We start from the raw sequence: 21,309 nt of genomic DNA on the forward strand, positions 1-21,309 counted from the left end.
CGATGCAGCCCGGCAGGCTTGCTTGCAAGCAGCAAAACAGTCTTCTAGTCACCCCAAAAGATACTGCTATCATCGACACGCCGCCCGACGAGTGCGCTATTCTCGATCTACCATGGACTTAAGATCCGCAAGGACAGCATCTAACCATGCGCGATCCTCATACATGTAAACCCGTGCAGCATCCCGCCGTGTTGCAATTGCCCCAAGGCTAAGCTTGGCATGGACACCGGCTACCGTCACTGCTGGAACAGCGACAGCTTCACGTACGGCCCTTGCGTAGCTTTCAAAAGATTTCCAGCATTCAAGCCATGCATCCGCATGAATGTCTCTGATAGGGCGGGGCATGAGATCGTTTCGTCTACCTGCCGCGCGAAGACGCTTCAGTAGTCGCCGTGCTCCAGCGTTTTGACGACGAAATTGTTCGGCCACCGCTATACGGCGGAACAACTCGGCATCGGGATTGGGATCGAAGCCGCTTGATGCCGGTTCCGAAGAGCCATCAATGACCTCAAAAACAGGATATGCCATTGCTGGTGCGGCAAGGCTGGCGGCCAGTATGGCACGGCGGGAAAGTCTTGTGTTAAGGGTATGAGTAGCCATGACCGGACTCCTCTAAGTCAGGTTGTGGTCAGGCGCGGGAGGGTGGTACGAACACCATTTCGCGCCGCTGACTTGCTTCCGGGCACAGATAATATCCGGTCGGCAAGCTATTGAGCGTGAGGTAGACTATCTGATGGCAGAGCTTTGGTCAAAACAAATTTATGAAAAACATTGAATTGTCCTTCACGGCTGCTCAGTGCCGGGCCGCTCGTGGGCTGTTGAACTATTCCCAGTCCAGAGTCGCAGAGGTGGCCCACATCGCCCCCGCAACGCTCTCGGAGTTTGAGCGGGGCGATAGGATTCCAAGCCACAACAATCTTCAGGCGATACGCACCTCCTTGGAGACTGCCGGTATTATTTTCCTAGATAGGTCAGGAGTTCGCCTACGCTCTGGCTCAGAGGAAAATGCCCCTAGCGGAACACCAATTTCTCCAGGTCTGTGCAGAGCTGCTCGCTATCTTCTTAATCTGTCACAGCAAGATCTGGCCGAAGTGGCCGGAATTGCGCGATCTACGATTGCCGAATTCGAGCGTGGAGCGCGCATGCCCGTTGCCGATAATGTGGCAGCAATGCGCAAAGCCCTAGAAGCCGGTGGCGCTGAGTTCATTGACCCTAGTGGCGGCGGGCCGGGTGTGCAGTTACGGGAGTGATGTCTACAGGTCGGGAACTTTCCACTCATGTAATTACAGTACTGGCGGAGAACTAAGCCGGGTTTGGTAGAGCCTTGAGTGACGGGCGTTGCAGACTGTTTATGGCTACACCTGTTGTTGCGGGTAATGATACCCTGCCTATCCTCAATTTGGGTCGCGATAAGAGGAGGTTATTGCGAGCCTCGGTATGTCAGTAATTGGCAATCCTCAGTGGTCGTGATTGTTTGAAGCAATTTTGAAGAACGATAGAAATAGCATAGACAAAGTCAGGGTATCACGTGCCGGGCACACCTTTCACGAGCGGTGGGCGGCACGGCGTGCGCTGCAACTTGTGTTTCCAAAGGACAATCTTTTTGCGATTGTTATCGAAGGTCTCTCTCCCAACGAGCGTCTCAAACTCGGACAGGATGCAGAGGACATCGCCGATCTTATCCTCTTCTATGGGAATGGCGACACTTTTGAGACCTGCACCGCCCAGCAAATTTTGCAGTTCAAATACAAGGTGGCTGCAGAAGCAGTCACATCTTCCTATCTCAAAAAAACCATCAAAAAATTTGCCGCAACACTACGAGAACTCAAGAAGAGTGTGACAGATGAAGAAATTGCAAAGAAACTGTCATTTGGGTTCGTGACTAACGCCGAATTTTCAAGCGACCTATGGGAGGCCATTGCATGTTTAAAATCGGGAGGTACACCGAAAGCCATAAGCGCTAAGACTCAGCTTCAATACCTGAAAATCTGGTGCCGCGAGGAAACCATCAACGCGGAGGAGATTTTTCCGCTAATCGAATTTCGGGCCTCGACAAGCGATCTGCCAGCACAGAACCGATCTTTGCGAAGAACAGTCAGTGATTGGTCGGCCGACTCCACCGGGCAGGCGGCTAAGCGGTTGTTTGCACTCGTGGAACTTGTCCGCGAGAAAGCACAAATCGAGGGTCAAGGCAATAACTCTATAAGGCGTGAAGATGTCCTAGAGGCGCTCGAATGTGATGAGGATCAGCTGTTTCCAGCGGATACACGGTTTGTTGATGTTGGTGATGTTGTTGAACGTAGCGCCCTACAAGACGTCAGAGACAAGATTGAAACATGCAATCTACCCGTATTTCTGCATGCTGATGGCGGTGTTGGAAAAACCGTCTTCATACAGAGCCTTGCCGCAAATCTGACAGATACTTTCGAGGTCGTGGTTTTCGATTGTTTCGGCGGCGGTTCGTATCGGTCCGAAGCTCAAGCCCGTCACCTGCCACGGGTTGGCTTGCTGCAAATCATCAACGAACTTGCTACGCGCGGGCTCTGTGATCCACTTCTTCCAACCGACAGTGATCAATATGGGTTGACAAAAACCGCCGTCAAGCGTCTCAAGCAAGCCAGCGAAACCGTCAAAAACCAGTCGGTAATGCGAGGAGTGCTAGTTGTTTTAGACGCTGCAGACAATGCGCAGCTCGAAGCTGATGCACGCAATGAGGCTGCGTTTCCAAGGCTTCTGCTCGCATCGCTCAGCGAAGAGCCTATCGACGGTGTGAAGCTTTTGCTCACCGCACGTCCTCACAGGATGAACGACGTCATTGGCAAGAGCCAGGTAGAGCGCTATGAGCTGGAACCCTTCACTAAAACGGAGACGCAAAGTTTTCTTGAGACCAGGCGAAAGAATATCGCGGATGTGGAATTTTCCACGGCGTTCGCGCGTTCGCGAGGCAATGCCCGGGTTCTTGAGTACCTCGTCGAGAGTTGGGATGCCAATGTGTCCGGCAATTCGCCGCAGACCGAAATATCCGTAGAAGAATTGATCGCACAAAAGTGCGAGAAAATATTCCACGATCTTCACAAGGTAGGTTGGAGCGAGACTGAAGTACGCGAATTCTTTGCCGCTCTATCGCTTCTTCCACCGCCCATTCCGCTGACTGAATTGGCCAAGGCGTTGGACTGGTCAGAGTCGCAGGTAAATAGCGCTGCCTCTGATCTTGCACCGATGCTTGAGCTGGTTAAACACGGTGCGATTTTCCGCGATGAACCGACTGAGACCTACATTAAGGATCACTATGCGAGCGAGGTTTCTGCGCAGCAATCCATCGCGCAAAGGCTTCAGGCGCAACAGACGGATTCCTTCTACGCGGCGGAAGCGTTGCCTCATTTCCTCGTGGTAATTGGCGATAGTAACAGAGCTTACGAGTTAGCGAGCTCTGACGAATTCCCCGGTGTTATCGAGTCGGAATACGGACGGCGCAGATTAAAACTAGCGCGTCTCTACGCGGCATTTTCTCTTGCTGCACGCGAGGGGGATTTGGACCGTGTCTTGAGCCTCACGATGAAACTCTCGCAGGTGGCTTCGGCAAACGCGAGAGGCGATGAGTTCATCCGACGTTCTCCCTCGTTGGCAACAATCCTAGGAGATTCTGATTCCTCCCGCCGCCTGTTCAATGATCGATCCGGCTGGCGCGGCGCACGCGATGCACGCCTTATCGTCGCTTACAGTTTTTCAGACGAGCTTGACGAAGCGCGCATACATCAAAACAGGGCGATTGGTTGGATAAATTGGTACCTGCACAATGACGATGAGCGCAAACGGTTTGACCGGTCAGGTCCCGAGGCATTCGACATTGCAGCGGTGATGTTATCGAGTGTGTTGAAGAATGAGTTCTCCTCGTTCAATCGCAATATCCAGTTGTGGAATTTCAAGTTTGCGCTCTCTGTCATTGAACAACTTATTACGCTGTGTGCACAGCACGAATCGTTCAATGGAAGCGAGGCTTTGCAGTCTCTGGCTAAATTTGCGGCGTCGAAAAGGTGTCTTTCTCTCAGCCTGCAAATTGGTCTGCTATCAAAGGAATATGGCCTATCAAAGAGCCAGGTCAAAGCTGTGTCGCGAGCGGCCAGCTCTTTATCACAGCGATACAAGCAGAAAATTCCTCAGGACAACTCCGACTACCAAATGGAACTGCAGGGTACTCTCGCCAGTGCGGCGATGGGGTCCTTAGTCATGAATTCGAGGCAATCCGCAAAGCGGCTGTTTAAGTTGTATCACCATCGCAGACCATCAAGCTATGACTACAGCGAGCGGCATGGCTTGAATTTAGTTTGGATGTCTGTCCAATCGGCTTGTATCGCGGCGTGGTCGTCCGGTGAAGAGATTTCTTTTCACCATCTGATGCCGGCGGACGTGAAAACGGGGCGAAGGACAAAGTCAATCGTGACCGAAGCTGATCTAAGTACATTCCTCGATAGCCTCTTTGTGACAAAAGACAATGGCAAACAGAGAAAAGGACAGAAGCAAGAAAAAACCAGACAGTTTTCGCAACATGAACGGGAAAACATTGTGAGGGGCGCAGCGTGTGTCTTGCAGCTGGTGAAGCCTTTGGAGATTGCCCTACTTTCGAAGCGTGCGCTGACAAATAGTGTTTTGGCTGAGTTCTTGGCTGTCTGGAAAACTGTGCTGAATCCCGACCTCCATTGGAAAGCCGAAACGGGAAGAGACAATGTCGCGCGTCACGTTGGCATTGGGCTTGCTAGGATACTACTTCACTACAGTGAAACGGTCGAAGGGAAAGAAGCGCAAGACCTGTTGGATATTATCGGCGCGAACCGGTTTTCACTGGGTGATAAGCTAAGCGTTCTGACACTTATCGCGAGGCGTAAAAATCTGACGGATGTCACAGGAGTGTACGCAAATTCGCTTTCCAGCGACATTGTAAAGGACGACTATATCGAACAACGCGGCGAGTCCTACCGAGATTTGGCTGGATCGCTGATCCCGATGAGTATTGAGGAGGCGCAAGAATACTATGCTGAAGGGTTGACTCAACTTGATCAGATGGGCGGGGACGACTTCGACCTGATCTACTCTGCATTGCACTACGCGGCTGAACAGCCCGGGGGATTCGTCAAGCCTGAGCACTCGCACCGACTTATGAATCTCTGTCAGACGATTTTCCAACATGATCCATCGAAGTTTGGATGGACACTATTTGGGCGCGCGGCCACTTGTTCCTTCGGCTTCCCGACAATGTATAAGCTGATCCGTTGGCATGATCAGGATGTTGTCAATTACTCCTATGGCCTTCCCCAACTTGCCTGTTTTCTTGCGAAGGAAGGTCACCTGGATCCACGCCGTGGGGCGGTACTACTTACAATCTGTGAAGATCATGGCTGGCATGAGTGGCAAGTCGGCAAGGGGCTGCATGATTTGCTTTCAGTCGCCGATCCAGAAGACAGAGAAGCGATCTTCTCACTTGTGACAAGGAAGCTGGATCGTGAACACAGTTTTGGCGGTTGGGAAGGACTTTGGGAAAGTTTGCTGGATTGTATGGATGCCTTTGAAGAAATCAACCATGGGGGTTTACGGAATCACTTTCGAGCATTGCGAGAGGCGGCCCGGCGTCAGCGCGACATCGAAAATGCTAGAAGGAACTATAGCACGGCAAGAGCTGACCACAGCCTTCAGGTAGGTAGCAAGAAGCGTGATAAACAGGCTGGCGAAGATGCCTTCGCGATTATTCTTGCCAGGTGTGATCCCACATCAGCGTCCTCGCTTGATGAAGCAATACGAGACATTCAATCTAGTGATGCGCTGCAGTTCGATAGCAGAAAACGTCTGTTTGATGAGATACGGAAGACGTGCCCATTTGAGAATCGGGTTAAGTTCCTTGATGCTCTTTGCGAGTCCGGCGAGCTAGAATTTGATAGCGCGCTCGATTTGATGGTCGAATGCGTAGAGGCTTGGAGCGATAGCACGGCGCATATAAAGAAGAACGTACTTGAACTGATCAAAAAGCTTTTTGCGTTCAAGGGCTCTGAACTATTTGATCTTCGCTATTCGGGCATTTCCAGGCAAATCTACCGTTTGTCTGAATTGTGTGGCGATCCGAAATTCGTGCTGCAAACTGTCTTGGACACGATAGCTAAGGAACGCCTCGAGCTTGGGGGCGACGAATGGCTTCAATTGGCGACTAACCTGTCCTGCCACACTGATCCATCGACAGCCTTGGATGCATTCGAAGACTTGCTGTCGAGTTCCGCCGCGAAAGTAGGCGATGAGGTCGGCGAAGGCGTGTATCGCGCTGTGTTTGCGGGTAAGACCGAAGAGGTCGATCTGGTCGCAGACATCATCTGGCATTTGCTCGGTAGTAGCGACGCCTTTGTCAGATGGAGTGCCGCAAGAAGTCTTGGGGGTATGCTTGATCTCGGTTTGACCGAGGACATAGGGCGGTTACTTGATAGATTTGACGTGTGCGAAAATCCGTCACTGTCCTCCAAAGAGTATCATTTCGCCTTCCTAAATGCTCAGCAATGGCTGTTGATGGGATTGGCGCGTGCCGCTCTACACCACGGCGACAAGCTCAAGTCCCTGAAACCGAAAATTGAAGCGCTTGCAAAGCGGACCGATTTGCATGCGCTCCACAAGCTTCATCTGGTTCGGTGCCTGACACATATGGAAGACGGAAAGGCCAATAACCCGGAGCTTGCGCAATTATGGATCGAGGTTCGAACGCCACCCCACGGCTTTGTCGAACGCGATGGCTGGCCAGATAAAAAAGATCAATCGATCGATTTTGATTTCGATTACGAATTTGACAAGTACAAGGTTCCCAATCTGGAAAACCTCTTCTGGATTTCGAAGAACGAAGCGAGTGATTCCATTGCCGCTGAAGTGATAAAGCGATGGCCAGACGCCAAGAGTATGTCCGACTTTCCTGGCGGAATTCGTTATCTTGGCGACGAGAGATTCGAGACTTATCGCGAGCACATTCAAAGGCATGCTTATCTACATGCGGCGACAACACTTTTGAACACCAGGCCAGTAGTGCGGTCGAGTTATGATTATAAAGAAATAGATCCTTGGCAGGAATTCTTGAGAGAGAACGACGTATCTTTTGAGGATGGCTCATGGCTGTCGGATCATAAAGACCGTGTTCCGAAACAGGCGCATGAAGTCCTACTCGGCACTCGCAGAGGAAACATGGAAACACTTTTAGATAAGGATGTGCTGTTCCAGAAGGTTGGGTTCCCGGAAGAATCGGCGGATTGCTTCTGGCCACTCTATGGAATTTGGAAATCACCGGACGACGTACATGTCAGTCTTAACTCCGCTTTGATTCTTGAGCGAGGTGCGATCGGGCAATGCGCTAGGCTCTCGAAATCTCCTAGTCACGATTTATGGCTGCCCCGTTTCAAGTCGGATGGGAGCATTGATAGCTTTGCAAAAAGGAATCCATTTTACCCTTTGATTTGGGCACCTGAAAAGTACCCCATGGGTATTGATGAAGGTGATGAATGGGCTGCTCGGAGCGCGATAGCTCGCCCAAAGCTAGGCCTAGCAATTAACAAGCTGCTAGGGCTGACACCCGAAGACGAAGAGCGGCAGTGGTGTAACAGCAACGGCACGCTCGCATTGACGTGCGATGTCTGGGGTGAATGGAGACCTGATCCCGATGACCATAGGAGTAGATTTCAGGATGAGGGTACATTGTTGTGTGCAGAAAATGTTTGGCTCGATGGAGCACTCAAATCCTGCAAAATGAGTTTGGTTTTCGTGCTCAGTTTCTCGAAATACAAATCTAGCAGGAGCTATGATGATTCTTCCGGGGTTCGGGAACTATATATTGGCTTAAAGCGAAGCGGTAAGCCCCGTCGTGTCTGGTTTGCCAAAAAAGCATCTGAAACGTCGTACTAGCAATGTACGCTCCAATGCCGTTCTCGGTCGTTCAGTACTCTCCATTTAAGGTGCATCAAAAACGAGGACCCTAGAAAGGAAAAGTCCTATGAGACCCTCTCAATACCGCTACATGCTTTGGCAGCTTATTGCTGCATGCGACAGCGGAAAATATGACACTTTGAGTCTAGATGAAGTGCAACAGCACGCGGACGCCGGAACTATTGCATCGTTCATGGTTGAAAAATTCGGTCAGGATTGCGATTTCAGCTTGATTGAACCAAGCGATTGGCTGGCTATCAGCGAAACCTGGAGCAGCATTGCAAATGCAGTCGAACCAAGTCGAAAGTTTGGAGTTGAAAAAAGAGGAGTTTGCCTTTTGATGGCCTACGTTCTCGAAAGTCTGCAGATGCTAGATTTGGAATCCTCAAATCGGCAATCATTTTGAATTTGTGTACGCCGTAATTTCTTGCGGTTTTATTATGCCCGATTGCAACCCTGTTTATTGCGATATAGCTCGAATTTCTGAAAAACCTGCCCTGTTTTTGTAGAGCAGACACTTCATCCGTGAAACGTATCAATGACTGCTTTTCGTGCAGGATCCACGCATGTGTAGATGCGTTTGATTAACGGGTATCCGTCATACTTTTGTATCTGAGAAGATCCGAAAATTTCCGCTTTCATCAAACGGTAGACTGATCGCTGCACCACGTTTTCGCCATTGATAACAGAGATTTACCTATTTTTACCTGCACATGGGGTCTTGCGCGATGTGCCGGTAAATCGGATGTGCAGACAAGGGGTTAGGGTGCCTTTGCACCATATCCTTTTATCTTGCCCTCCGTCGCTACTGGCCCCCGTCCGGCAGATTTCCTGGATAATGTTGGATTAGCTTTGATTATACCTTCACAGTCGGAAACGCTATCGCAATGAAAACGCCAGCCGATATTTGTGCGACGCCTACACCTAAGCCTTCCAAGGGATTTGAGTCTTACCACACCTGCAGGAAATCGCCTTCGCCCCCGGAACTGCAATGTCGGCGCGAATGTGACGGCTACAATGCTCGCAGACAAAAAGCGATACGAGCTTTTCGATGTCTTCAAGCAATACATCAATGTCCTCCCCCACGATCTTGTCGGGATTATCGTGAGACACAAGGTTTGCGATAAGGGCTGATCCTGCCAGCTCCGAGAAAATCTGCGTCTTGAGCAGGTCAGGCGATTTGCTCTTCAGGGTCGAGCGAAGTTGACTGATCAGCTCGTCTGCCATGCGCCTCTCGTTGATATCGTTGAAACGGAACGCGACCCTGACCTCAAGGGCATGACATATGTTCTTGAGAACAAGCTCCAAGAGCTTGCGCAGGTCATTGGTGACGTCTTCCTTACCCTTTTTCTGTTCGATGATCTCCTTCAGCGTTGCGGGGCTGTTTTCGAGAAGAATGCCGTTGGTATCATCGGAGCAGACCTCGTGAAACAACCAGCCGTGTTGCCCCATTTCCTTCTTGATGATGTCGAACCAAATATTCTCATGGGTGAGGATGATTATCTGCCAATCCGAAAATTCGTCCCTGAGAAGGCGAAGGAGTCGACGCCGGTGGGAGGTGTCGAAGCTGGTGACAATGTCATCGAGCACAAGAAACTTCGCATGCTTGTTGAAGATACGGGCATTCGCTAGGAAGAGCACAACCCCCAGGCTATTCAGATGGCTTTCGCTCAAATATTTTCGCGGCGGCTGTGTGGGCGTCCCGTGAAACGAGTATTCAAACTCAACGCCTTCCTCTCCCACCATCGTTAAGCGTACATTATCAACACTCTCCTTGGGGTGCAGCTTTGCATAGAAGGCACCGACATCCGCGCTGATAGTATCCAGGACGGCCTGGAGCGCCGCGTTCTGAATAGTGACAAAACGCTCGAAAATTGTGGACAGAGTCAGGATTTGCGCCTCATAAGCATCAATAATGCGCTGAGCTCTTTCGAAGTCGCGCACCTGTCGCCCGAGCGAGTCAAGCGTGCCGAGGGTAGTGGCGACCTTTTGTTCGAGTTCGGTGAGGCCAAGTTTTTCGGCACCCTCCAGCGCTTTTTTGGCACCAGATCCACATAGAGCGCGGAGGTCTGAGACGGCCTTGTCAAAACCTTCAGGTTGCTCGAAAACCGCAAGTGCATCAAAGGCGGTGCCAAGGCCTCGATAGTAGGTGCGGAGCAATACTGTCGCGCCGGCGGCAGAAGAAACCAGTGCTTCGCAGCCCGCCAGGTCCTTGTATGTTTCGCTGATGGTTTTGGTACGCGTACCGATACCGCTGATCGTCTGTAGCAGCGCATCTTTCAGACCTTTGGCCGTATCGAATTTTCCCTGGATCTCGGCCATTTCCGAAAGACGCTGTGTGACTTCCGTTTGCAATTTGGTGAGATCGAATGGGTTCAAACAAAAGGGACAGGCATCGTCTGTATAGCTCTCGGAATCGATGACGGCCTGGCCCTTGGTCAGAAAATCGCTCAGCCGGAGCTTGTTGACGCTCTCGCGTTCCTTGGCGAGCGCGTTATACGTGTCGATGAAAGTCGCTGCCTCGCCAAGAAAATGATCAATATCAGCCTTCAGCTCATCGCAGGCCTTAGCGAGCTGAGCCAGTCGCTCGGCTGCCTTGATCTTTTCGGCGCTGCTTCCGAGACCGCGAAGCTCCTCCAGGGCTTTTGCGAAGGATGACTCATCCGAGATGACAGTCTTGAGATTGAACGGTTCGACAATGCCTATGGCGATACCAAGGAAGGTCAGCCTGTCGGGCACGACTTGCCCGGCGGCATCGACCATATCGCCTTGCAAGGTTTCGGATTGCTGTTTGGCTCCGGTGTAAGCGCCCTCTTTCTTTAGGGTATTGTTGGTCTGCTGAATAACATCGCGAAACTGGGTGATTTCTTCATACCCGATAATGTCCGCTATAGCCTTGCGCTTATTGCCTTTTCTTTCATCGAGAAACTTCACGATGTCGGCATGCCGGAGAATGATCCGGTCGCCCTTGAGCGCTTCAACCAAATCGCCGGTGTCGTCGTTCGCAAAGCTTGTTGTTGTCTTGAGTTCGGCTGACAGGCTTTTGGTCCCGTTCCGGTTCTGGCCGTCAAATCGAACCTCAACGTTGCACGCATCATCATCATCGGCAAGGACGTGGCGAAGCGCTTCCTGCTTGCAGTCCTCACGCCACAGATGATCCACTCGGTCCTGAATAAACCACTCGATGGCATCAGTGATGGTGCTCTTGCCAGAAGCGTTTTCCCCGAAGATGACAAGACTCTTGGTCTTGCTCCCGAAATCAAGAGGAAGAGGAAAACGAGCACCACGAAAGGCCGATACTTGGAGGTGGCGGAGCTTGGTCATGATCAATTTTCTTGCTGCGGGCAGTCGCCCTTGAGAACGGCCCTGCGGGCACCTTCAAGTTGACGCAGGAGATTTGTGCGCGTGAGCTTGCTTTCACCACGAAGTTTTGAGATGGCGGATACGCTTGCCTGGTCCAGCGCTTCGTCCTTGGCCTGGTCGTCAATGAAGTCTGACAGGACCTCGCTCGCGGATCTGATTTTTTCAGTGGTCACAATCGGCCCTCTCCACTAACATGTTGTAATGAATATTATTTTCACAAGAACGTACAACCTAAGAGAGCAAGAGGTCAAGTTCGTTCAGGGCGTGGCTGGTATCTACTTCATCTTCTTGACGGACGTGGTGATAGAGTACCCGTTTAAAGCCTCGCAGCTGATTTATATCGGAATGAGTGAATCCAAGCAGAACAGCATCGCGATGCGTTTGCGTGGCCATCTAACAGGTCAATCCGGAAATCTTGGAATCTCGAACTACGCAAAAGCGCATAAAGTGAGATTTACATACTACTCGGCTGATGTTCTCCGGAACTATGGCAATGATAACGTGTTTGATATGGAGAGTTTCTTCTTAAGCGACTTTCTCGAACACCACGGGTCCTTCCCGATTTGCAACGGCCAGGCCGGGCACCAGTTTTCCGGTGCGGGAGCGCAGATTGCGGCAAAAGTCGATTGGTCTTTCTTTCAACAAGCCTGGAAAGCCTCTCGCAGATGAGGCTCTTCTGAGAACGCAGCGTGCGCAAGGCTAATGCCCGTTGTGTCTTGGGCTCCTGGTTCGACATGAAGCCATATTGCTAGCCTTGCTGGCCGATAAAGTTAAGAGTTCGGCCGCGTATCTGGAACGCTTGTTTTTGGGAAGCGACGCCGTGACATTTCTTGACGTACCAGTGTCCGCTTAGGCCGAACATGCTTGAAAGCGAGAGTATCAATGGATATTATTTGGTTCAGGTTTGAGCCCGAGCCTCCCCCCTCCGACGGGAAAGCATTCAGCATGTGGGGCATGAACTTGAGATTTTTCTGTTCGAGCACTCACATAAGGAGGGATTGTGTTCATAGCTCGCAATGGGAGAGCCTCAGATGGACCTATCCGCCCCTATCAATGAACTGAAACGCAAGGCTAAAATCATTTCGCGCGAAACTGGTTTGGCGCACAGCCAAGCCTTAGATTGCGTTGCTGGTGAGGAAGGTTACGCAACTTGGAGCCTTCTGATTCGCAAATACGAAGACCAAAAACCTAATCCGGTGCAGAGCACAAGCAGCGGCTACCTCATAGAAAGCTTGCCGGTGGATGATGGCTATCGAGTTGAAGCGATCGCTCTCGCAAACTCGACATTTGAAGAAGTCTTCAGGCGGATTGAGCCCGACAACCCCAAGGCGACAAGAGAGCTTTGGAATGCATCTGACTATGTGGACAATCATCACCTGCGCAATGATATGCTTCCGATTGACAGTGAATATGCGCTCTCACTTATCGAGGTGCTCTTGGTTCATTATGTTATCGACCTGGCAACGAAGGCTGATGGCCTGTTTGCTGAGCCAGATTGATCTTGAGTATTGGGGAGCCCATTGGCTCTCTAGAAAGCTCAAAGAAGTATTAATGCGAGCTGGTTGGGAACAGCAGTCGAAGGCCCGCATTTTTTTGTCAGAATAACGCCTTAACCCAGTCATATGAGCATCTTTTCCAGTTGCTCAGACAAATCGTTCGGGATCAGCTCATTGATGCCCTTTTGGAGGTGAGAAGCAACTTTCGAGTATGTTATCGTGGGATCAGCGAATGGAAGGATGTATCCTCCATCCCGGGGTATTAGAACCGCTCCGCGCGCCCAAAACAAACGCTCCAGGTGCCGTTGAAGAGTGATTATGGGTTCAGGTTGCATCGGAGAGTTAAATCCAACGCGCATCCTTGAAAGGTCAAAATCCAATCGATCCAGCCATTCATGCAATTCAAGGTCTTCCATCCCTGTTTTGAGACTTCGATCAGCATTGATAAATTGGAAACGACTTAAACTGCTGCTTTGGCAAGCCGCTAGATAACGACAAGCAGAACACAATAAATCGGCTGCGGCGGCTGAAAGGGCTTCAGCTGCGGAGTTTCGTTGATTCTCATCACCACAATTGGGCAGTTCCGCTTGGCTAAAGGTGGCAAGCGCGTCTTTAAACTGCTCAACAACACTTAAGACATATTGGTTGTCGGCAGTTGCAATCCTGCAACCAGAAAACGTGTCCATAAATATCAGACCGCCCTTCATGGCAACGTCTCGTGCCCATGGCCCTAAATTCTCATCCGTACATGCTTCAAGTAATGAGGAGAGTGAACTGCCGGTTGACGCTAAAACTGTTCGATTGTGAATTTGGGCAATGCACTGAGCTGTTAACTGCCTGACAACGTCATAGTCAGAGTTTTCTTCGTCGGCCAGTGCTTTCGCCGCATTGATGTGAAAGAGAAGCGTGTACGATAAATCGCCATCACCAACCTCCTTCCACATCAACAAATTTCGATAATCTGTTTCAGAATACTTTTGGATCGGACTGTTTTCACCGGCTCCAATTTGCTCAGAAACATTGGCACACAGAGTGATTTTGTTTAGGCGACTAAGGTCAAATTCTTGGCCAAGTTCAAAAATCACACTGCCTAAGTTCTTTGCGATTATGACTAGCTCCGCTTCGTCGATATTCAGTCCAAGTACCTGCACATTGAGATCATGACGCATTGGAATTGGGTCAGATTCACCTGTTGTGCTTAATGGGTCGATTTGCGAAAGAGCCTTCTGCAAGCCTTCGGTGATTTCGTCATGCTCCACCGATCCAATCAAATCTCTAAATTGCTTAAACTCAGGTGCGTTTTCGGGCGCAATGAAAAACTCTTGACTACAGGAAGCAGCTGCTTTGGTGAAATCGCTGATTTCTGGGATTGGGCTATCCCTTGCTACACCGATCAATATCCGCTGAGGGGTAAGCGGAAGAAGAATGGCGGCGCGAGTATCCTTTTCTCCAAATAGAAATGGGTTGTAGGTTCCATTTTGATTGAGCGACAGGACGGCACAGTCTGGCAAAATCCAAGGAATAGATGTTTCATTTCCGACTATCGACCATTCCAGCGCGAGCAAGTCACTTCGAGCGGAACCATCGTCGATGAGGCCAGCCAACAATTTTCCATGCAAGGATGAAGCGTCGAACGTTTCAGAATTCAGCGCTTTAGAAAACACTTGGTCTAACTCTGAAAGCAATTCTGAGAATCGGTGCCCGAGTGATTCTAGAAGTGCGTATCTCAGCATCCGAAGAAGAGCATGGAACTCATCAGATCCACTTTCAATGAAAGACGGTTGACCTGAAAACTTGAGCTCCTGCTCCATCGCTGTTTTCAGGAAGCCATCTAAACTGGCACCCTCATCCAAATATGTCATGAGGATGTCAGGTTCTTGGAGCATTTTAGCAAAGGCCGGTATGTACTCTTGCATAGCGGCGCGAATGGATTGCCTTGCGGCCTTTGTTCGCATTCCAGTTAGGCCAACCAACTGAGCTGCCGCATCAGATGATACCGACGATCCATTTGGAAGATTTCTCCACTCGCGCACGTCGCTCTGGCGCTTTGCCTCCCACCGGGTAATTTTATCGTCCAAAGTTGAAGCTAACCCAGCGGATACCGGAGAATAAAACTCTTTGTCACCGCCAAATTTCTCAATTCTTCTACGAAATGGATCATCCAATTTCGGGAACACCCATACCGATGGATATCTTTTTCCACTATCGGAACATCTGAAGCCCGACTGGAGCATCTGCTGAAGATAGTGTTGATAGGACCCAGCCAACAGCGTATTTCCCGTCAATATCATTGATCAACAATCGATATTTACGATTTCAAATAAAAGGCTGCTAGATTGAATGGTCAACTTCAGCAATGGCAGGGAATGACAACTGGATATCGTCTGCCGAGTGCCCGAAAGGGCTCAGTTCGGTCATTCGCTGCAGTGCGTTCGAATGGCCGCATTGGGCTAGAAGTGGGGCGAGAATTGAATGTCCGGCTCTTTGCTCCAAAGATAAAGACCATTGGACAATGCGTGTGCGATCACCTCTATCATATCAGTATGGCGACTGAGTGTGGGTCTCGGTGGTTGCGAGCCCCTGCAACCAACGATATCAGCGGTTGGCGATCAACCATTGGAGGTGTTCTTCTTCGCTCAACTGCGGTGTGTTCTGGAGCCTGTGTAGATCCTCAGGCCGTAGATGAGTGTATCGTTTGAGCATTTTCCAGTCCTTATGACCGGTCACAAGGGCTACCTTCTCGATGGACAGTCCCGCCTCGAAAAATCGACTGGTGGCTTCGTGCCTCAGGTCGTGGAAAACGAGGTCCTCGATCTCCAGTTTTTGCCTTCCGCGTCGAAATGCAGTACCTGCAGACTTATGATGATGTGGGAATACTCGGCCAACTCCGTTTGTGATGATTTTCTGTTCAAGCAGCAGTTGCCACGCATCAAATCCAGTTAGATTGAGCAGCGGTACTTTCTGGCTGTTTCCGTCCTTGTGACGTGGGTCTTTGCGATTCCGAACGATGACGATACGGTTTTTCAAGTCAACGTCCGACCACTCGATCTTGAATATTTCTTCGAGCCTCATCGCCGTCGCAATCGCAAATCGAATAACACGCCCCATCGGAATTATCATGTTGGTCTTGTTGTCGAAGTAATTGAGCAACGCATCAATCTCATCTTCGGTCGGGCGGCGATTTCGTTCTTTCGATCTGCCAATTAACCCGAGCCGCGACAGAGCCACACGCGCAAGTCGGAGATCCTCCGTTCTTGTATTAATGCCGTGAACGGCTGCCGCATGAGTGAGCACCGTATGAATATATGAGAGGTCAACAGAGAGGGTGACAGGACCGGCACCTTGTTTGGCACGCATTTTTCCAAATGCAATCAATGCGGAGCGATTTAGACTCGATATGCGTGTAGATCCGATATCTCGCTTCAAAGCTACTAGGACCGCATTTTTTGAACGCCGGATTGGTTTTCCAACTTCCTGAAGGTCAGCTATGTGCAGGTCAATAAGATCAGAGATGGTTTTTGGCGTTCCAGTTTTCCGAGAGATCGGTTCGTACCCAATGTCGATCATTCGTTCGGTTTCTGTTACCCATTCCGATGCGAGGCTCTTGAGCCGGAAAGTTTGCGAAGCATATCTGCCCTTGCGGCGGACCTGGGCTCTCCAGTTACCCTCGTTGGTGCGTACAATGGTAGCCATGATCCGTGCAGTCCTTTCAATCCGTGCAAATTCCGTGCACTAAGAGATCAAAAGAGGTACAAATCCGTGCAAATTTGTCCAAAATCAGCCACCTCGTTCTTCGTTTGATCTTATTGAAATGTATCATAAATATCTGAAAAATAAAGAGAAAATCTTCGCCGTTGCGCCAATGATGGATTGGACTGATAGGCATTGTCGGTTTCTGCATCGGCTGCTGACGAGGCGAGCGTTGCTTTATACCGAGATGGTGGTTGCCGATGCTGTGATCCGTGGGAACCGTGAGAAAATCATCGGGTTTGATCCGGCAGAGCATCCCGTCGCGTTGCAACTTGGTGGTTGTGAGCCGGAGAAGCTGGCTGCGGCCAGCCGCATCGTCGCGGATGAGGGTTATGACGAGATCAACCTGAATGTCGGCTGTCCGTCCGATCGGGTGAAGTCCGGCCGCTTCGGGGCGTGTCTCATGCGGGAGCCGCAGCTTGTCGCCGATTGCGTGAGCGCGATGAAGGGTGCCGTCAAAATCCCGGTTACGGTCAAATGCCGTCTGGGCGTCGACGATCAGGATCCGGAAGAAGCGCTCGATGCGATGGCCGATGCCGTGTTCGGCTCCGGAGCAGACGCTTTATGGGTGCATGCGCGCAAGGCGTGGCTTCAAGGGCTCAGCCCGAAGGAAAACCGTGATATCCCGCCGTTGGACTATGATCAGGTATTTCGCCTCAAGCGAAGATTCCCTAGCAGATTCATCGGGATAAATGGCGGCATTGAAGATTTGAATCATGCAAAAGCGCTGTTGCCGAACGTCGACGGCGTCATGCTTGGACGCGCCGCCTATCACAATGCAGGACTGCTGGCGGATGTGGACCGGGAATTCTTTGGTCAGGACAGCGAGGTGGACTGGGCAAATGTCCGCGATGCGATGATGGAGCATGCGGGCCGCCATATCGCGTCCGGCGGGAGGCTCATCCACGTAACGCGCCACATGGTCGGGCTGTTTCACGGGCAGCCAGGCGCCCGTCGCTTCCGGCAAATTCTTTCAGGGGGTGCGGGCCGGGAAGATGCCGATCCGGAGCTTATTGCCGAGGCCTTTGCCTGTGTGCGTCTGCCGGAACCGCTCGTTGCCTGACCTGGAAATAAGACAGTGCGGGTGCTGCCGGACTCTTTCGGGTGGACATCCAAAGGAGCCGTCAGGCACACTTGGGCTGGACCAAGCACTGCCGTTCACCATGCCAGATTGACCGCTGGGGAAGACATGGTATCAGCAACGGAGCCAACAACATGCCGAATGATATTCCGAGCGTCATTGATCTGCGCAAGATGGACGATGCACGCAACTGGGCGAGCAAGGCCAACACGAGGCCCGGACGAGATGAAATTCTCGACCTTATTGCTGAAGAGACCCGAGCCCGCGCATCAAATTCATCGGTCATACTGGAGCTCGGGTCGGGACCGGGTTTTCTCGCCGAGCGTTTGTTGTCGCGAATAGACAATGTCAATTATGTCGCGCTCGATTTCTCACCGGCGATGCATGTGCTTGCGCGCGAGCGGCTAAGGCGTTTTGCTGGTCGGGTCACCTTTGTGGAGCGCAGTTTCAAGTCAGACCGCTGGACGGACGGGCTTGGTCCGTTTGACGTCGTCGTCACCAATCAGGCTGTGCATGAGTTGCGTCACAAAATGCACGCCACCGCATTGCACCGGCAGGTCCGTGCAATCCTGAAACCCGCCGGTTTTTACCTTGTTTCCGATCATTTCCATGGTGAGGGCGGTGCGCAGAACAAGGATCTTTATATGACCGTTACCGAACAGACCGCGTCTTTGCGGGATGCCGGGTTTTCCAGTGTTCAAAAAATAGCATCAGCGGGCAGTCTTGCACTCCATTGTGCCGAAAAAGGATGACGTCCACCGTTCGGCTTCGAGCGAAAACCTTTTCAAACAGGAAGCACTGCTTTGCGGGAAGGTATAGCGATTTGCCCGGATGACGGTGTAGAGCCGGATCCTCAGTGGCCGGGTTTGCCCGTCTTGCCGCGTGTCATCTGCCGGCGACGTTTTTCGCCGTCGTCTTCGTAGGAGCCTGCGCCGATCTTTCCACGCCTGATTGGCTTGGGCATGTCGGTGCCCGGGCCCATATCGTCGAGCGTCGGCTTCTGGAAATAGCCGTCGCGCTCACTGCGTGGTAATGGTCCGCGCGGTTTTGCCTTCTTCTCGCGCCGTGCTTTCGGGCTGGCGGCCATATCGTTTTCAAGCCGGGCGAGGGGATCGTCCATGACGGCAAGTTCGGTATCGCGAAGCCGCTTGATTTCATCGCGCAGGCGCGCGGCCTCCTCGAAGTCGAGATCGGCAGCGGCGTCGCGCATTTTCTTCTCCAGGTCCTCAAGATGGGCTGCGAGATTGTTGCCGATCATCTCGCCGGTTTCCTTGAAGCCGGAAATGTCGGCGCGGACGTGATCCTGTTCGTAAACGCTGTCCAGGATATCCGCGATCTGGGCTTTCACACTTTCAGGTGTGATACCGTGTTCCTTGTTCCACGCCATCTGCTTTTCGCGTCGCCGGTTGGTTTCGGTCATTGCCCGATCCATGGAGCCGGTCACATGGTCGGCGTAGAGAATGACCTTGCCGTCGACATTACGCGCCGCCCGGCCGATGGTCTGAACCAGCGAGGTTTCGGAGCGCAGGAAGCCTTCCTTGTCGGCATCTAGGATCGCGACAAGTCCGCATTCGGGGATATCGAGACCTTCTCGCAGGAGGTTTATGCCCACAAGTACATCGAAGGCGCCGAGCCGAAGGTCGCGGATGATTTCGATGCGTTCCAGCGTGTCGATGTCGGAGTGCATATAGCGCACGCGCACGCCCTGTTCGTGCAGATATTCGGTCAGGTCCTCAGCCATGCGCTTGGTCAGGACGGTGACGAGCGTTCGGTAGCCTTCCTGTGTTTTCAGTCGGATTTCGTCGAGAACGTCATCGACCTGGCTCTTGGCAGGTCGTACCTCGACGGGCGGATCGATCAGACCCGTGGGCCGGATGACCTGTTCGGCAAAAACGCCGCCGGACTGTTCCAGCTCCCAGCCGCCAGGCGTGGCTGAAACAGCGACAGTTTGAGGCCGCATCGCATCCCATTCCTCGAACCGCAGTGGCCTGTTGTCCATACAGGATGGCAGGCGGAAGCCGTATTCGGCAAGGGTCGCCTTGCGGCGGAAGTCGCCGCGATACATGGCGCCGATCTGAGGCACCGTAACATGGCTTTCATCGAGGAAAATCAGAGCGTTATCCGGTATATACTCGAACAGTGTCGGCGGCGGTTCTCCGGGTGCGCGGCCGGTCAGATACCGCGAATAGTTCTCGATCCCCTGGCAGGAGCCGGTCGCCTCCAACATTTCCAGATCATAACGCGTGCGCTGTTCAAGCCGCTGGGCCTCAAGAAGCCTGCCGGCGCGTTCCAGTTCGGCGAGCCTGTGGACCAGTTCGCCACGAATGGATTTGATGGCCTGATTGAGCGTCGGACGGGGCGTCACATAGTGGGAATTGGCGTAGATCTTGACCGATTTGAGTTCGTCCGTCTTTTGCCCGGTCAGCGGGTCGAACTCTGTGATCGTATCGATCTCGTCCCCGAACAGAGAAATGCGCCAGGCACGGTCTTCAAGGTGGGCGGGGAAGATCTCAATCGTATCTCCGCGCACACGAAAGGAGCCGCGTACAAAGTTCATGTCGGAGCGACGGTATTGCTGGGCAACGAGGTCGGCAAGAAGCTGGCGCTGATCCAGGCGGTCACCGACCTGCATCTGGAAGGTCATGGCCGTATAGGTCTCGACCGAACCGATACCATAGATGCAGGAAACCGATGCAACGATGATCGCATCGTCACGCTCCATCAGAGCACGGGTCGCCGAGTGGCGCATGCGGTCGATCTGCTCGTTGATCGACGATTCCTTCTCGATATAGGTGTCGGAGCGCGGAACATAGGCCTCCGGCTGATAGTAGTCGTAATAGGAGACGAAATATTCGACGGCGTTTTCCGGAAAGAAATTCTTGAACTCGCCATAGAGCTGGGCAGCGAGCGTCTTGTTCGGCGCCAGGATCAGGGCGGGACGCTGGGTTGTCTCGATCACCTTGGCCATGGTGAAGGTCTTGCCCGAGCCGGTGACGCCGAGCAGCACCTGCGTACGGTCATCGTCGCCAAGCCCGGAGACGAGATCGGCGATTGCGGTCGGCTGGTCTCCGTTCGGCTCGAACTCCGTTTTCATGCGGATTTCAATGCCGCCTTCGGATTTCTCCGGGCGTGCCGGTCGGTGGGGTACCCAGGCCTGACCGTCCTTGAACAGCGGATTTCCCGACTCAATCAGTTTTGACAGGGCTTCCACGGTTGCCGTGACGCCGGCGCTGCCGCCGGAGACGGCGCTGTCCTTGCCGCCGTTCGCGGTTTTGCGCTTCGGCTCTGCTTTCGATTGAAGGGCTTCGGCTTCCTCCAGCGAAATATCGAGACCGGCAACCGGGTTAAGGCCCGCGGCCGCACGGGTCTTCGGATCCTTGCTACCTCCGATGGACGTGCCGCGTGCGGTTCTGCCGGCCGTCGTGTTGCGGTCCGTTTTCTTTTTGGGCTTCGGTGCTTTCTTGGCCTCACCGGCTATTTCCTCAGCCCATGTGGCGATATCACCCGAAAGCGGAGTGCCTTCGAGGGGCTTTTGGGGGCTCTCGCCGAAGCCGTCCGGCCGGGTCTTCCTATTTTTGGAGCTCATGGAGCGAATATGGCGACTGAATGTGAAAATGGAAAGGGCGGACCGCGCTGATTTCGCTCGCTCCTGACAGTGTTCTGTCAGGAGGATGCGTTTCG

Annotated in this window: 12 protein-coding genes and 1 pseudogene; 7 read left to right on the forward strand and 6 right to left on the reverse strand. The window is 52.2% G+C overall.

Annotated elements, in window-relative coordinates:
- Positions 1-96: 96 nt before the first annotated feature.
- On the reverse strand, positions 97-600 hold the full coding sequence (locus tag OQ273_RS05520) for a hypothetical protein (RefSeq protein ID WP_267989472.1): 504 nt from the start codon (positions 598-600) through the stop codon (positions 97-99).
- A gap of 161 nt (positions 601-761) precedes the next feature.
- Here OQ273_RS05520 and OQ273_RS05525 point away from each other — a divergent pair, with 161 nt between their 5' ends.
- The 3 genes from OQ273_RS05525 to OQ273_RS05535 all read left to right on the forward strand — a co-directional run bounded on the left by OQ273_RS05525 (position 762) and on the right by OQ273_RS05535 (position 8,344).
- Positions 762-1,250: a helix-turn-helix domain-containing protein gene (locus tag OQ273_RS05525; RefSeq protein WP_267989473.1), complete on the forward strand. Its 489-nt coding sequence runs from the start codon at positions 762-764 to the stop codon at positions 1,248-1,250.
- Positions 1,251-1,470: 220 nt separating this feature from the next.
- On the forward strand, positions 1,471-7,917 hold the full coding sequence (locus tag OQ273_RS05530) for a P-loop NTPase family protein (protein WP_267989474.1): 6,447 nt from the start codon (positions 1,471-1,473) through the stop codon (positions 7,915-7,917).
- Between the two features lie 88 nt (positions 7,918-8,005).
- Positions 8,006-8,344 (forward strand): hypothetical protein, encoded by a 339-nt coding sequence (locus OQ273_RS05535; RefSeq protein WP_267989475.1) that lies wholly within the window; start codon positions 8,006-8,008, stop codon positions 8,342-8,344.
- A 518-nt stretch (positions 8,345-8,862) separates the two neighbouring features.
- Here OQ273_RS05535 and OQ273_RS05540 read toward each other — a convergent pair.
- Both OQ273_RS05540 and OQ273_RS05545 read right to left on the reverse strand, forming a co-directional pair.
- On the reverse strand, positions 8,863-11,262 hold the full coding sequence (locus OQ273_RS05540) for an AAA family ATPase (protein WP_267989476.1): 2,400 nt from the start codon (positions 11,260-11,262) through the stop codon (positions 8,863-8,865).
- Positions 11,263-11,264: 2 nt separating this feature from the next.
- Positions 11,265-11,474: a hypothetical protein gene (locus OQ273_RS05545; protein ID WP_267989477.1), complete on the reverse strand. Its 210-nt coding sequence runs from the start codon at positions 11,472-11,474 to the stop codon at positions 11,265-11,267.
- Positions 11,475-11,502: 28 nt separating this feature from the next.
- Here OQ273_RS05545 and OQ273_RS05550 point away from each other — a divergent pair, with 28 nt between their 5' ends.
- Both OQ273_RS05550 and OQ273_RS05555 read left to right on the forward strand, forming a co-directional pair.
- The gene (locus tag OQ273_RS05550; protein WP_267989478.1) at positions 11,503-11,970 is read left to right on the forward strand and encodes a hypothetical protein; all 468 of its coding nucleotides are present in this window, start codon (positions 11,503-11,505) and stop codon (positions 11,968-11,970) included.
- A gap of 362 nt (positions 11,971-12,332) precedes the next feature.
- A complete protein-coding gene (locus tag OQ273_RS05555; RefSeq protein WP_267989479.1) occupies positions 12,333-12,800 on the forward strand; it encodes a P-loop NTPase family protein in 468 nt (155 codons plus the stop codon).
- A 119-nt stretch (positions 12,801-12,919) separates the two neighbouring features.
- Here OQ273_RS05555 and OQ273_RS05560 read toward each other — a convergent pair whose 3' ends face one another.
- Complete coding sequence (locus OQ273_RS05560) at positions 12,920-15,064, reverse strand: hypothetical protein (protein WP_267989480.1); 2,145 nt, start codon at positions 15,062-15,064, stop codon at positions 12,920-12,922.
- A gap of 328 nt (positions 15,065-15,392) precedes the next feature.
- Positions 15,393-16,490, reverse strand: coding sequence for a site-specific integrase (locus OQ273_RS05565; RefSeq protein ID WP_267989481.1), 1,098 nt, complete (start codon positions 16,488-16,490; stop codon positions 15,393-15,395).
- Positions 16,491-16,608: 118 nt separating this feature from the next.
- Between OQ273_RS05565 and dusA the strand changes: the two genes are divergently transcribed.
- The gene (gene dusA, locus OQ273_RS05570; protein ID WP_267989482.1) at positions 16,609-17,610 is read left to right on the forward strand and encodes a tRNA dihydrouridine(20/20a) synthase DusA; all 1,002 of its coding nucleotides are present in this window, start codon (positions 16,609-16,611) and stop codon (positions 17,608-17,610) included.
- Positions 17,611-17,762: 152 nt separating this feature from the next.
- Positions 17,763-18,380: a class I SAM-dependent methyltransferase gene (locus OQ273_RS05575; RefSeq protein ID WP_267989483.1), complete on the forward strand. Its 618-nt coding sequence runs from the start codon at positions 17,763-17,765 to the stop codon at positions 18,378-18,380.
- Between the two features lie 340 nt (positions 18,381-18,720).
- Here OQ273_RS05575 and uvrB read toward each other — a convergent pair.
- Positions 18,721-21,214 (reverse strand): annotated as a pseudogene (uvrB, locus tag OQ273_RS05580) (excinuclease ABC subunit UvrB); the annotation flags it as partial.
- Positions 21,215-21,309 lie beyond the last annotated feature (95 nt).

This window comes from Hoeflea prorocentri, from assembly GCF_027944115.1.
Lineage (GTDB): Bacteria > Pseudomonadota > Alphaproteobacteria > Rhizobiales > Rhizobiaceae > Hoeflea_A > Hoeflea_A prorocentri.

What these genes read in the sequence shown, in the direction of transcription:
- OQ273_RS05555 (WP_267989479.1), top strand. Translation starts at nt 12,333, where the DNA reads ATGGACCTATCCGCCCCTATCAATGAACTGAAACGCAAGGCTAAAATC.
- OQ273_RS05520 (WP_267989472.1), bottom strand. Translation starts at nt 600, where the DNA reads ATGGCTACTCATACCCTTAACACAAGACTTTCCCGCCGTGCCATACTG.
- dusA (WP_267989482.1), top strand. Translation starts at nt 16,609, where the DNA reads ATGTATCATAAATATCTGAAAAATAAAGAGAAAATCTTCGCCGTTGCG.
- OQ273_RS05525 (WP_267989473.1), top strand. Translation starts at nt 762, where the DNA reads ATGAAAAACATTGAATTGTCCTTCACGGCTGCTCAGTGCCGGGCCGCT.
- OQ273_RS05535 (WP_267989475.1), top strand. Translation starts at nt 8,006, where the DNA reads ATGAGACCCTCTCAATACCGCTACATGCTTTGGCAGCTTATTGCTGCA.
- OQ273_RS05550 (WP_267989478.1), top strand. Translation starts at nt 11,503, where the DNA reads ATGAATATTATTTTCACAAGAACGTACAACCTAAGAGAGCAAGAGGTC.
- OQ273_RS05540 (WP_267989476.1), bottom strand. Translation starts at nt 11,262, where the DNA reads ATGACCAAGCTCCGCCACCTCCAAGTATCGGCCTTTCGTGGTGCTCGT.
- OQ273_RS05575 (WP_267989483.1), top strand. Translation starts at nt 17,763, where the DNA reads ATGCCGAATGATATTCCGAGCGTCATTGATCTGCGCAAGATGGACGAT.
- OQ273_RS05565 (WP_267989481.1), bottom strand. Translation starts at nt 16,490, where the DNA reads ATGGCTACCATTGTACGCACCAACGAGGGTAACTGGAGAGCCCAGGTC.